Below are 12,659 nucleotides of genomic sequence, written 5' to 3' on the forward strand. Positions count from 1 at the left end.
TTCGTTCTCGACGGTTGCCTGAGAGTCGCAAGATGAGCGCTCACACGGGCTCAAGCCGGGACTCCAGGACCCCGAAAAACGTGATGTGACAACCACTGGACACCCCACGGACGAGCTCGTCGTCGCGAACCTGGCCCTCGTCGGCTACCAGGTCTCCGAGGTCCTCATGCGCGTCCCCCCGACCGTCAGCCGCGACGACCTGGCCTCCGCCGGGCACCTCGCGCTCGTCCTCGCCGCCCGGGCCTACGACCCGACCACCGGCGTTCCCTTCGCCCGCTACGCCGCCCTGCGCATCCGCGGCGCGCTGCTCGACGAGCTGCGCTCCATGGACTGGGCGACGCGCGGCGCACGCCACCGTGCCCGTGAGCTCGCCAGCACGAGCGAGCGCCTCACCGCGACGCTCGGGCGCACCCCGAACCGCGAGGAGCTCGCCTCCGCGCTCGGCACCGACGTCGCGAGCGTCGACCAGGCCCGCCAGGACGCCGAGCGCCGCGTGCTCAGCATCGACTCCACGGTCAACCCGATCGCGGAGCTCGTGAGCGACAAGTCGCCCGGCCCCGAGGAGTCCCTCCTCACGAACGAGCGCCTGCGCTACCTGCGGGCCGGCGTCGACACCCTGCCCGAGCGCCTGCGCGTCGTCGTCGAGCAGCTCTTCTTCCACGACCGCCCCGTCTCCGAGCTCGCCGAGGAGCTGGGCGTCACCCAGTCCCGCATCAGCCAGCTGCGCACCGAGGCCCTCGGCCTCCTGCGCGACGGGCTCAACTCGAGCCTCGACCCCGACCTGGTCCCGGCCGCCGAGCGTCCGGACGGTGTCGCCGAGCGTCGCCGCCAGGGCTACTTCGCGGCCGTCGCCGCGCGTGCCGCGATGGGGGCCTCGGCCGCCGGCGTCGCGCTCAGCCCGTCCGTCCCGACGCAGCGCCCCGGCGTCGCCGCCGAGCAGCGCTCGCTCAGCACCGCAGTCTGAACGTGTCCTGATCCACCCGCGCAGGTCGCGGTTGTCACGGCTCTGACCTGCACCACGAGAACCCCCGTTCACCCGGCCGCTGGGCCGAGAGGGTGAACGGGGGTTTTTCGTCCCCGAAACTCTCATCAGCGGGGGAGGCCCCCCGATGAGCACGGTGTGGCCATGGATGGCCAGCATCTCGACCCGAATCAAGGAGGAGTTCCATCATGGGTCTCTCGATCAACCAGAACATCGCGGCCGTCAACTCGTACCGCAACCTCAGCAACACCCAGAACGACCTCTCCAAGTCGCTCGAGAAGCTCTCGTCGGGCTTCCGCATCAACCGTGCGGCGGACGACGCGGCCGGTCTCGCGATCTCCGAGGGCCTGCGCTCGCAGGTCGGCGGCCTGAAGGTTGCTGCTCGCAACGCCCAGGACGGCATCTCGGTCGTGCAGACCGCTGAGGGCGCCCTGACGGAGACGCACGCGATCCTGCAGCGTGTGCGTGACCTCGCCGTCCAGGCCGGCAACGACTCGAACAACACCAAGGCGCGCGAGAACATCGACGCCGAGGCCACGCAGCTCGTGTCGGAGCTCGACCGCATCTCCAAGTCGACCAACTTCAACGGCACCAAGCTCCTCGACGGCACCGCCGGCGGCGGCTCGGGCAAGCTGAAGTTCCAGGTCGGCGCGGACGGCGACGCCAACAGCCAGATCACGGTCGACCTGTCGGGCGCCAACATCAAGGCGATCGCGGAGGACCTCACCACCGGTTCGCTCGCGACCGGCGGCACCACGTTCGACGTCGACTCGACCGCTCTCGCGGCCGGCGACTACACGTTCTCGGTCGACAACGGCTCGGGCGTCACGTCCGACGTGGTCGTCTCGCTCGCCACGGCGCCCACCACGGTCCAGGGCTTCGCCGACGCGCTCGCCGGTGACACGAACTTCGCCGCGAACTTCAGCGTCGACGTCATCAAGGACGCGAACGGTGCCGCGACGGGCGTCTCGATCAAGGCGCTCAACGGTGGCTCCGTCGGTGCCGCGACCGACCCGGGCGCCGGTGTCGACGGTGGCACGGTCGTCGCCAACACGACGGCCGGCCTGGACTTCTCGTCCGCCACCGCCGCGCAGGCCTCGATCACGAAGATCGACGAGAAGATCGAGTCGGTCTCCACGGCTCGCGCCAACCTCGGTGCGCTCCAGAACCGGTTCGAGCACACGGTCAAGAACATCAACGTCTCGGTCGAGAACCTGTCCGCGTCGGAGAGCCGCATCCGCGACACCGACATGGCGTCGGAGATGGTCTCGTTCACGCGGGCCCAGATCCTCTCGCAGGCCGGCACGTCGATGCTCGCGCAGGCCAACCAGATCCCCCAGGGCGTGCTCTCGCTCCTGCGGTGACCTGAGGGCTGACGCCGCGGGGTGATCCTCCGCGCAGCCCGCACCAGCACCACACGACCGGCGGTGGGTGGACGAACCGTCCGCCCGCCGCCGGTCGCGCATCCAGCACCAGCCGGCGCACGCCGCCGTCACGGAACAGCACGAAGGACGGGAACCTCATGGCCTCGATGGGCATCGACGGGATGATCAGCGGTCTCAACACGACCGACCTGATCAACCAGCTCATGCAGGCCGAGGCGATCCCCCAGTCGCTCCTCAAGAACAAGCAGACCAGCACCACGACGTTCGTGACCGCGCTGCAGACGCTCAACACGAAGGTCGCCTCCCTCGCCGAGGCCGCGACGACCGCGACGAAGCCGGCGTCCTGGCAGGCGTACAAGGCCACGTCGTCCGCGACGAGCGTGACCGCGACGACCACCTCCGCGGCGCTCCCGTCGGAGATCAGCTTCCGCGTCGACTCCCTCGCGAGCAACCAGGTGTCGCTGCTCGACGTCGCCGACCCCGCCGCGGTGTTCGCGGGGACCCCGCCGACGTTCACGATCAAGCAGAAGGACGGCACCGCGACCACGATCACGCCGGCGTCCGGCAAGATCGAGGACGTCGTCAAGGCCATCAACGACTCGTCCGCCGCCGGGGTCAAGGCCGTCGCCGTCAAGGTCGGGTCCGACTACCGCCTGCAGCTCTCGGGGACCGGCACCGGCGCGAACGAGGCGTTCGACGTGTACGCCGGTGCGGCCGCCGACATCACGGACGCCAGCCCGAAGGTCGCCCTCGGCAACCTCAAGACGGCGAGCGACGCCCAGGTCACGCTGTGGCCGCAGAACACCGACCTGAAGAAGACGGTCTCCTCGACGTCCAACACGTTCTCCGACGTGCTCGACGGCGTGAGCTTCACGGTCTCCGCCCTGCCGAAGGCGGACGACGCCCCGGTCACGCTGACCGTCGCGCGCGACGACGCCGCGATCAAGAAGCTCGCCTCGGGGCTCGTCGGCGCGCTCGGGGTCGTCCTCTCGGAGGTCACGTCGCGCACCGCGACGACCACGAAGACCGGCGACGACGGCCGCGTGGTCGTCAGCGGCGGGCTGTTCAGCGGCGACTCCGCGGTCCGCGGCCTCAACCAGCAGCTCCTGACCGCCGCGTCCTACCCGGTCGACGGCACGTCGCCCACCGAGGTCGGCCTCGTGGTCGGCCGGGACGGCACGTTCACGTTCGACGACGCGAAGTTCACCGCCGCGATGGCGGCCGACCCGGCGAAGGTGCAGAAGGTCGTCGCCGGCCTCGCGCAGCGCGTCGCGGACGTCGCCACGCGGGCCTCGGACAAGGTCGACGGCAGCCTCACGCTCAAGATCACGAGCCAGCAGGGCATGGTCAAGGACCTCGGCGACCAGATCGCCAACTGGGACATCCGCCTCGCCTCGCGCCGGGCCGGCCTGCAGACCACCTACTCCGCGCTCGAGGTCAGCCTCTCGGGCCTGAAGTCGCAGTCGTCGTGGCTCGCGAGCCAGCTCGCGTCGCTGCCGACCTACGGCTGACCCGCCCGGCCCTCCTGACCGCGTCCCGCTCCCGCCACCGACCCCGACCCACCGAAGGACACAGCCATGTACGACGTCCGCTCCCGGTTCCTCGCCGACACCGTCGCGACGGTCGGGCCCTCGCGTCTGCTCACGATGCTGTACGACCGCATGGTGCTCGACGTCGAGCGCGCCGAGAGGGCGCTCCACGCGGGCGACAGGGTCGAGGCGACGCAGCAGCTCGCGCACGCGCAGGACATCCTCGCGGAGCTCATGTCGAGCCTCGACGTGGACGCGTGGGACGGCGGCCCCGGCCTCATGTCGATCTACACGTTCCTGCTCTCCGAGCTGATCGAGGCGTCGATGACGGGCAGCGCCGAGAAGGCCGCGGCGTGCCGCGAGGTCATCGCCCCGCTGCGCGACGCGTGGCACGAGGCCGCGGCGTCGCTGGTGACCGCTCCGGCGTCCGCCGTCGTGCCGACCCAGCGCTTCGGCGCCGAGACGGGCGCCAGCACCGGGCTCGGTGTCCTCGGTGTCGGCTGACCCGGGGATCGGCGGCCCCGCGGGGCTGCACCCCGGCCTGCACGCCGTGACGGCCCCTGCGTGGGAGGCGGCCTGGTCGCACGCGCTGACCGAGCTCGAGCTCGACGTCGAGCAGGCCGAGGCCCTGCTCCGCGCGGACCACGCCGGCCCGGTCCGGCTGCGCGCGCAGCCGTGGGTCCCGCCCACGGGTCTCGGGCCGCTGCCCGCCCCGCTCGTCGAGCGCGTGCAGGCGCTGCTCGACCGCCAGCTCGACGTCGCCCGGCGCACCGCCGAGGCGGCCCTGCTGAGCCGCCGGCACCTGGTCGCGGTCGACGCGATGCGCGAGCGCCCGCCGGCCGTGCCGGTGTACCTCGACACCCAGGGCTGAGCCCGCCCACCCCGTCCGCGCACCGGAGCCCCGAGCCCCGGTGCGCGTCGTCGTCCCCGGCTGCGTCCGCCCGCCCGGGGGCGGGGTTCCGTCCCGCGCACGGCGTGAGCACCGGACACCTCCGGACATGTGCGATCGAAGCGGTTCGACCGTCCGGGTGACCCGGGGGTGAAGCCCGGCCCGTCCGGGGAAAAGGTCTCACGTCACCCGGGTGGAACCCGATGGGAGGCGTGAGCACGGATCGCTCACCCAGCAGGCCACGGATCGGCCGACCTCAGCACCATCGTCGGTGAGGTGTACCTCGCATGGGCATGTTCGACTCCGTCGGCTACGTCGCGCTCAACAGCGCGCTCGACGGCCTCGCGCTGCGTCAGCGCACCATCGCGGAGAACGTCGCGAACATCCAGACCCCCGGCTACCACGCCAAGCGCGTGCAGTTCGAGGCCGAGCTGAGCCGCGCCGTCGGGACCGGGTCGAAGGACGCCACGGCCGCGAACGTCGCCCGGTCGCTCGAGCCGACGCGCGAGGACGGCAACAACGTCAACCTCGACGCCGAGACGCTGCTGAACGTCGACACCAACCTGCGCTACCAGCTCGCGACCCAGGCGGTCGACGGCACCTTCTCGAGCGTGCGCGTCGCGATGAGGACAAGCTGATGACGATCTTCGGGGCGATCGGCGTCGCCGGCAGCGGGCTGACCGTGTACCGCAAGTGGCTCGACGCGGTGAGCGACAACCTCGCCAACATGTCCACGGTCCGCTCGTCCAACGAGGCGGCCTACCAGGCCAAGCACGTCATCGCGAGCGAGATCCCCACCGCGAACGGCGGCGGCGTGCAGGTCGCGGGCATCGAGCTCGGCGACGCCGAGGGCCGCATGGTCTACGAGCCCGACCACCCGCTCGCCGACGAGGGCGGCTACGTGCGCTACCCCGACATCGACATGTCGTCCCAGATGACCCAGCTGATCATGGCGCAGCGCGGCTACCAGGCCAACGCCGCCATCGTCGACCGCGCCAAGGCCACCTACGAGGCCGCCCTCCAGATCGGACGTTCCTGATGAGCATCCCCGCGATCTCCGGCATCTCCGCCGGCGTCTCGCCGGTCGCCGCGACCGGCTACCTCTCCGGCCCGACGGGCGCCACGGGCGTCGACGCCGGCGCCCCGACCGACGGGGGAGCGGGGTTCGCCGCCGCGCTCGGCTCGATCGAGAACCTGCAGCAGCTCCAGTCGACGAGCAACGAGCTCTCGGTCAAGGCCGTCACGGGTGACCTCGACGACGTGCACGACTACACGATCGCCGCCGCCGAGTCGAAGCTCGCGCTCGAGCTGACCGCCGCGGTCCGCAACAAGGCCGTCGAGGCGTTCTCCGAGATCATGCGGATGCAGGCCTGATGCCCGCGCAGATCACCGGCGCGCTGGGGAAGCTCACCGGGGCCGTCAAGCAGTTCACGCTCGCGCAGCGCACGCTCGCGCTCATCGGCCTCGCGGTGCTCGTGCTCGGTGCCGTCGCGCTCAGCAGCTGGGCCGCCAAGCCCAGCCTCAGCCCGCTGTTCACGGGCCTGTCGTCGACCGACGCCTCCGCGGTGGTCGACCAGCTCGACGCCGAGGGCGTCGCCTACGAGCTCACCGACGGCGGCGGCACGGTCCTCGTGCCGGCCGACTCGCTCTACAACATGCGCCTCAAGCTCGCCGCGGCGGGCCTGCCCGCGAACGCGGACGGCGGCGGCTACTCGCTGCTCGACGACATGGGCATGACGTCGTCGGAGTTCCAGCAGGAGGTCACCTACCAGCGGGCGCTCGAGGGCGAGCTCGGCAAGACGATCGGCGCGATGCAGGGCGTCGAGGCCGCGACCGTCAAGCTCGCGCTCCCGCAGGACAGCGTGTTCGTCTCCGAGAAGGCCGACCCGACCGCGTCGGTGTTCATCCGCACGAAGACGGGCGTCGACCTCTCGGGGGACCAGGTGCAGGCGATCATCCACCTCGTGTCCGCGGGCATCGAGGGCATGAAGACGACCGACGTCGCCGTGATCGACGCGGCCGGCAAGGTCCTCTCGACGGTCGGCGCGAACCCCACGGGCGGCATGTCCGGCCAGCAGACCGGCGAGTACGAGGCCCGCGTCAAGGGTGCCGTCCAGGCGCTGCTCGACCAGGTCGTCGGTACGGGCAAGTCCGCCGTGACGATGACCGCGGAGCTCGACTACGACCAGACGCAGCGCACGAGCGAGTCCTTCACCGCGAAGCCCGAGACCCCGCCGCTCGCGTCGTCGACGACGACCGAGGAGTACACGGGGACCGGCGGCGGCAACGCGACCGGCGTGCTCGGCCCCGACAACATCGCCGTCCCGAGCGGGGACGCCGCCGGCAACGGCACGTACTCCTCGACCAGCGAGGACGTCACCAACGCGATCGACAAGGTCACCGAGCAGACGACGACCGCGCCGGGCAGCGTCAAGCGCCAGTCGCTCGCCGTCGTGGTCGACGCCGAGGCGACCGCCGCCATGGACATCGCCGCGCTCACCGCGACGCTCAGCGCCGCCGCGGGCATCGACCCCGCGCGGGGCGACACCATCGCCGTCCAGCAGATGCTCTTCGACACGAGCGCCGCCGAGACCGCGCAGGACGCGCTCGCCGCCGCCGACAGGCTCGCCGAGAAGGAGCAGCAGGCGACGCTGATCCGTCAGGCCGCCATCGCCGGGATCGTGCTCCTCGTCGTGCTCGCCCTGGTCGTCGCCGCGGCCCGCCGGTCGCGCCGCAGCCGCCGCGAGTCGCTCGACATCGGCGAGCTCCTGCCGATCCGCGAGCTCGACCCGCTCGGCATCGAGGGTGCCGGCGACGGCGTCCCGGCGCTGCCCGCGGCGGACACGGTGCCCGAGCTGCCCGACGCGATCGCCGTCAAGCGCGCCGAGATCTCCGCGCTCGCCGACGAGCAGCCGGCCGAGGTGGCCGACCTGCTGCGCGGCTGGCTCTCCACGTCCGGAAGCGGTCGCCGCTGATGGCCGCGACCCTCACGGGCACGCAGAAGGCCGCGATGCTGCTCCTGCAGCTCGGCCGGGACCGTGCCGCGCGCGTCATGGCGGAGCTCGACACGCCGGAGATCGAGGCCCTCACGGCCGAGATCATGCGGCTCGAGCGCGTCGAGCAGGGCCAGGCGGACGAGGTCCTCGAGGAGTTCTACGACGTGTCCGTCGTGGGTCCCGGGGTCGGCGGCGGCATGGCGTACGCGCAGGCGCTGCTCGAGTCGTCGCTCGGCACCGAGCTCGCCGCGGGCATGCTCGCGCGGCTCCAGACGACGATGGCCGGCCAGCCGTTCGAGTTCCTGCAGAACGCCGACGCGCGCCAGGTCCTCTCGCTGATCAGCAACGAGCACCCGCAGGCCGTCGCCCTCGTGCTCGCGCACCTGCGCCCCGAGCACGCCTCGGCGATCCTCGCAGGGCTCCCGGGCGAGCTCCAGGGCGACGTCGCGCACCGCATCGCGCTCATGGAGCGCGCCTCGCCGGACGTCGTCAAGGTCATCGCCGAGAACCTGCAGCGCAAGGCCTCGACGGTCCTCACCCCCACCGAGATGTCCGCGATCGGCGGCGTCCAGCCGCTCGTCGAGATCATCAACCGCGCCGACCCGACGACCGAGAAGCTCATCCTCGAGGGCCTCATGTCCCGCGACGAGGCGCTCGCCGACGAGGTGCGCAGCCGCATGTTCGTCTTCGGCGACATCGTGCTGCTCGAGGACCGGGCGATGCAGCTCGTGCTGCGCTCGGTCGAGACCTCGGAGCTGTCGGTCGCGCTCAAGGGCGTCTCGACGGAGGTCCGCGACAAGATCCTGCGCAACCTCTCGGAGCGGGCGCGCGAGAACCTCGTCGAGGAGATCGAGCTGCTCGGCCCGGTGCGCCTGTCCCAGGTCGAGGACGCGCGCGCGCAGATCGTGCAGTCGATCCGCCGCCTCGAGGAGAGCGGCCAGATCGTGATCCGGCGCGACGGCGAGGACGAGTACGTTGCCTGACGTCTTCAGCGCCACGCTGCGCCCGTCGTCCGCCGCGCCCACGGCCGTGCCCACCGCCACCTCCGCGTTCACCGCGCAGACCGGCGCACCCACGGCGACCCCGGCACAGGCACCGTCGGCGCCCGTGCCCGCGGTCTTCGAGCGCGTCGCGTCGGCCGGCTCGGCGCACGCCGTCGAGGTCGAGCGCGAGCGCGCCCGGTCCGCCGGGTACGCCGCGGGCTTCGCCGCCGGGGCGTCCGAGGCCGCGCGCGCGGCGCAGGTCGAGGCCGAGCACGTCGCCGCCCGCCGCGCCTCGGAGGACGCCCGCCGTGCCGCGGAGCACGCCGCCGCGCTCGACGCGCTCGAGCGCGCCGCCCAGGCCGCAGCCGCCCGCACCGCGCCCGTCCTCGCCCACGCCGAGGCCCGGCTGCACGCCGCGGCCCTCGAGCTCGCCGCCGCGGTGCTCGGCACCGAGCTCGCCGACGGGGAGCGCTCGGCCCGCGCCGCGCTCGCCCGCGTGCTCGGCAACCCGCTCGTCCCGGGCGTGCACACCGTGCGGCTGCACCCGCGCGACCTCGCGGCGCTCCAGGCCGCCGGCGGGGTCCCCGCCACGCCGGGCGTCGAGCTCGTCGCCGACCCCGCGCTCGCCCCCGGTGACGCGATCGCCCAGCACCCCGACGGGTACCTCGACGGGCGCATCGACGCCGCGCTCGACCGGGCCCGCGCGGTCCTGCTCGCCGAGGTCGCGGACCAGCCGGCCGGGGCAGCGACGGGCCGCGAGCACGCGACGGCCGGCTCCGGCCACGTCCTGCCGCACCAGCGGGGGTACCTCGCATGAGCGCCCTCGGCTTCGCCCCGCACGCCGCGACCTCCGCCTGGGACCGCGCGCTCGGCGCGAGCGCCCCCGAGGTCGTCGGGACCGTGCGCGGCGTCGTGGGCCTGACCGTCGAGATCGCCGGGACCGGCTCCGCCGTGGGTGACCTCGTCGAGATCGACGTCGAGGACGGCACGCGCGTGCCGGCCGAGGTCGTCGCGGCGCACGGCTCGACCGCGCGGTGCATGCCGCTCGGGCCGACGCACGGGCTGCGCGCCGGGATGCGCGTGCGCCCGACCGGTGCCGAGCTGACCGCCCCGGTCGGCCACGGCCTGCTCGGGCGGGTGCTCGACGGGCTCGGCCGGCCGATCGACGGCAAGGGCCCGCTGCGCGCCGACGCCCACGTGGGCGTCAACGGCACCGCGCCGCACCCGCTCGAGCGCTCCCGCGTCGCCGCGCCCCTCGACCTCGGCGTGCGCGTGCTCGACACCCTCGTGACCGTGGGCCGCGGCCAGCGCATGGGCCTGTTCGCGGGCTCGGGCGTCGGCAAGTCCAGCCTGCTGTCGATGGTCGCGCGCGGCACCGACGCCGAGGTCTCCGTGATCGCCCTCGTCGGCGAGCGCGGGCGCGAGGTCCGCGAGTTCCTCGAGGACGACCTCGGGCCCGAGGGCCTGGCCCGCAGCGTCGTCGTCGTCGCGACCTCCGACGAGCCGCCGCTCGTGCGCCTGCGCTCGGCGTTCGTCGCGACGCGCATCGCCGAGCACTTCCGCGACGGCGGCAGCGACGTCGTGCTGATGATGGACTCCCTCACGCGCGTCGCGATGGCGCAGCGCGAGATCGGCCTCTCGGTCGGCGAGCCGCCCGCGACCCGCGGCTACCCGCCGAGCACGTTCGCGCTGCTCGCCCAGCTGCTCGAGCGCGCCGGCACGGCGTCGAGCGGCTCGGTGACCGGCATCTACACCGTGCTCGTGGACGGCGACGACCACAACGAGCCCATCGCCGACGCCGCGCGCTCGATCCTCGACGGCCACGTCGTGCTCGACCGCCGCCTCGCCGTCCAGGGCCACTTCCCGAGCGTCGACGCGCTCGGCTCGATCTCCCGCGTGGCGTCCCGCGTGACGACGCGCGAGCAGCGCGACCTGGCGACCCGGCTCCGCTCGGTCATGGCCGCACGCCGCCAGGCGCAGGACCTGCTCGACGTCGGCGCGTACGTCGCGGGCAGCAACCCGCTCGTCGACGCCGCGGTCACGCACCGTCACGCGATTGACGCGTTCCTCCAGCAGGACCTCTCCGACGCCGCCCGCTCGCACGACTCGTGGCAGCGGCTCGCCGCGCTCGTGGCCGCGATGGGGCCGCTGTCATGAGCCGCACCTTCCGGCTCGCGAGCCTGCTGCGCCTGCGCTCGGCCGCCGAGGAGCGCGCCGCCGTCGAGCTCGCCGAGGCCGCCCGGCTCCGGGCACGCGCCGAGGCCCGCCGGCACGACACCGAGGTCCAGCTGGGCTCCGCAGCGATGCCCGCGCACTCCGACGAGCTGCACTTCCGCGCAGCCGTCGCGGCGCGCGTCTCGCTCAGCGGCCTGCTCGCCGAGCGCACGGTCGAGGTCCGCGTCGCGGACGACGGCGTCGACAGCGCGCACGCCGTCTGGGCGAGCGCCAAGGCCCGCGCCCGGGCGCTCGAGAAGCTCGAGGAGAAGCACGAGACCGAGGTCCGCGCCGAGGACGAGCGCGCCGAGCAGCTCGTGCTCGACGAGGTCGCCGGGCAGGCCGCGCGCCGCGCCGCGCTGCGGTCCGGCTCCCCGGAGGTGACTCGGTGACCGGGATCGCCGCCGTCCAGGCCCGCATGAGCGAGCTCGGCCGCCTCGTCGCGCCGCAGCCGGTCGTCGTGCGCACCGCGCCGGCCCTCGCACCGGCCGCAGCGGTCCCCGGGACCGCGACGGGCACGTCCGACGCGACGTTCGCCTCGGCGCTCGCCGCCCTCGGGGTCGACGCGGGATCGCTCGGCCTCGCCGGCACGGTCGCCGTCACCGCGGTGACGCCGACCCCGGCGCCCGCCGCCGGCCCGACCGGTGCGAGCCTCGTCGAGGCCGCGACGAAGTACGTCGGCACGCCGTACGTGTGGGGCGGGGAGTCGCTCGCCGAGGGCGGGCTCGACTGCTCGGGCCTCGTGCTGCGCTCGCTCGCCGACCTCGGGGTGACCGACGTCCCCCGCACCGCGCGCCAGCAGATGGGGATGGGCACGCCGGTGGCCTCGCTCGCCGAGGCACGGCCGGGCGACCTGCTCGTCTTCGGCGGCGGGACGCACATCGGCATCTACGCGGGCGACGGCCGGATGGTCGACGCCCCGAAGCCCGGCAAGGACGTCACCGTCCGCGACGTGTACACGACCCCGACGGCGATCCGCCGGGTCCTGCCAGCAGAAGGAGCAGCGCCGGTGAGCGCCACCACGACCGCCCAGGGAGCCGCTGCCGACGCCGCGGCGTTCGCCCGGCTCGCGGGGGTGACCGCATGACCGCGCTGACCACGGCGACCGCGGGCGCCGCCCCGAGCAGCACGCGCAGCACGGCCCGCGCGGGCGCGGGTGCGTCGCGCGACGCGTTCGACCAGGTGCTCCGCAGCGAGCTCCGCGACCGGCCCACGCGCACCGACGCGACCGGCCCGCGCTCCGACACGACCGGTCCGCGCACCGATACGAGCGGCCCGCGCACCCGGCCGGCGGGGGAGCCCACGACCACCCGGTCCGGTGCCCCGACGCGCTCCGCCGAGCCGCAGGGCCGCCCGGCCGGCGCGACCCCGGCCGACGCGACCACGGCCGAGTCCTCGGCGACCGGCTCGACGGCCTCGGCGACCGGGGCGGCGGACGCCGCGGCGGTCGCGGACGCCACCGTTCCCGCGGACGCCGGCGCCGCTGCGGCCCCGCAGACGCAGGCGGTCGCGCTCGACGCGACGGCGGCGGCGCTCCAGCTCGCGGTGGCTGCGGCGGCCACGGCCGGTGCCCCCGGGGCGGCCGGCGCCGGGATGCCCGGTGCGTCGCCCGTGCCGGGGACCGCCGCGTCGTCGGACGCGACGTCGCCCGCAGCCGCGACGGCCGGCACCACGGCCGGTC

The 12,659-nt window shown here is 74.0% G+C and carries 14 protein-coding genes and 1 pseudogene; all 15 read left to right on the plus strand.

Annotated elements, in window-relative coordinates:
• The first annotated feature begins 85 nt into the window (after nt 1-85).
• Nucleotides 86-964, plus strand: coding sequence for a sigma-70 family RNA polymerase sigma factor (locus ACWFNE_RS20880; protein ID WP_452124348.1), 879 nt, complete (start codon nt 86-88; stop codon nt 962-964).
• Nucleotides 965-1,170: 206 nt separating this feature from the next.
• Nucleotides 1,171-2,346 carry a flagellin N-terminal helical domain-containing protein gene (locus ACWFNE_RS20885; RefSeq protein WP_452124349.1) on the plus strand — a complete coding sequence of 392 codons (1,176 nt, stop codon included), beginning with the start codon at nt 1,171-1,173 and terminating at the stop codon, nt 2,344-2,346.
• A 158-nt stretch (nt 2,347-2,504) separates the two neighbouring features.
• Nucleotides 2,505-3,878 (plus strand): flagellar filament capping protein FliD, encoded by a 1,374-nt coding sequence (fliD, locus tag ACWFNE_RS20890; protein ID WP_452124350.1) that lies wholly within the window; start codon nt 2,505-2,507, stop codon nt 3,876-3,878.
• A gap of 66 nt (nt 3,879-3,944) precedes the next feature.
• Nucleotides 3,945-4,400 carry a flagellar export chaperone FliS gene (locus ACWFNE_RS20895; protein ID WP_452124351.1) on the plus strand — a complete coding sequence of 152 codons (456 nt, stop codon included), beginning with the start codon at nt 3,945-3,947 and terminating at the stop codon, nt 4,398-4,400.
• Nucleotides 4,390-4,767, plus strand: coding sequence for a hypothetical protein (locus tag ACWFNE_RS20900; RefSeq protein WP_452124352.1), 378 nt, complete (start codon nt 4,390-4,392; stop codon nt 4,765-4,767). Before ACWFNE_RS20895 ends, ACWFNE_RS20900 begins: the two co-directional genes overlap by 11 nt.
• Before the next feature lie 311 nt (nt 4,768-5,078).
• Nucleotides 5,079-5,423 (plus strand): flagellar basal body rod protein FlgB, encoded by a 345-nt coding sequence (locus ACWFNE_RS20905; RefSeq protein ID WP_452124363.1) that lies wholly within the window; start codon nt 5,079-5,081, stop codon nt 5,421-5,423.
• On the plus strand, nt 5,423-5,824 hold the full coding sequence (gene flgC, locus ACWFNE_RS20910; RefSeq protein ID WP_452124353.1) for a flagellar basal body rod protein FlgC: 402 nt from the start codon (nt 5,423-5,425) through the stop codon (nt 5,822-5,824). Before ACWFNE_RS20905 ends, flgC begins: the two co-directional genes overlap by 1 nt.
• The gene (locus tag ACWFNE_RS20915; protein WP_452124354.1) at nt 5,824-6,159 is read left to right on the plus strand and encodes a flagellar hook-basal body complex protein FliE; all 336 of its coding nucleotides are present in this window, start codon (nt 5,824-5,826) and stop codon (nt 6,157-6,159) included. Before flgC ends, ACWFNE_RS20915 begins: the two co-directional genes overlap by 1 nt.
• The gene (gene fliF, locus ACWFNE_RS20920; RefSeq protein WP_452124355.1) at nt 6,159-7,760 is read left to right on the plus strand and encodes a flagellar basal-body MS-ring/collar protein FliF; all 1,602 of its coding nucleotides are present in this window, start codon (nt 6,159-6,161) and stop codon (nt 7,758-7,760) included. The genes ACWFNE_RS20915 and fliF overlap by 1 nt, the downstream gene beginning before the upstream one ends.
• Nucleotides 7,760-8,764, plus strand: a complete 1,005-nt coding sequence (gene fliG, locus ACWFNE_RS20925; RefSeq protein WP_452124356.1) for a flagellar motor switch protein FliG — start codon at nt 7,760-7,762, stop codon at nt 8,762-8,764. The genes fliF and fliG overlap by 1 nt, the downstream gene beginning before the upstream one ends.
• Nucleotides 8,757-9,581 (plus strand): FliH/SctL family protein, encoded by an 825-nt coding sequence (locus ACWFNE_RS20930; protein ID WP_452124357.1) that lies wholly within the window; start codon nt 8,757-8,759, stop codon nt 9,579-9,581. Before fliG ends, ACWFNE_RS20930 begins: the two co-directional genes overlap by 8 nt.
• The gene (locus ACWFNE_RS20935) at nt 9,578-10,921 is read left to right on the plus strand and encodes a FliI/YscN family ATPase (RefSeq protein WP_452124358.1); all 1,344 of its coding nucleotides are present in this window, start codon (nt 9,578-9,580) and stop codon (nt 10,919-10,921) included. Before ACWFNE_RS20930 ends, ACWFNE_RS20935 begins: the two co-directional genes overlap by 4 nt.
• The gene (locus tag ACWFNE_RS20940; protein WP_452124359.1) at nt 10,918-11,370 is read left to right on the plus strand and encodes a flagellar FliJ family protein; all 453 of its coding nucleotides are present in this window, start codon (nt 10,918-10,920) and stop codon (nt 11,368-11,370) included. The genes ACWFNE_RS20935 and ACWFNE_RS20940 overlap by 4 nt, the downstream gene beginning before the upstream one ends.
• Nucleotides 11,367-12,065 carry a C40 family peptidase gene (locus ACWFNE_RS20945; RefSeq protein WP_452124360.1) on the plus strand — a complete coding sequence of 233 codons (699 nt, stop codon included), beginning with the start codon at nt 11,367-11,369 and terminating at the stop codon, nt 12,063-12,065. The genes ACWFNE_RS20940 and ACWFNE_RS20945 overlap by 4 nt, the downstream gene beginning before the upstream one ends.
• A pseudogene (locus tag ACWFNE_RS20950) lies at nt 12,062-12,659 on the plus strand (hypothetical protein); the annotation flags it as partial. The gene ACWFNE_RS20945 and the pseudogene ACWFNE_RS20950, both read left to right, overlap by 4 nt.

Source organism: Cellulomonas sp. NPDC055163 (assembly GCF_053607065.1).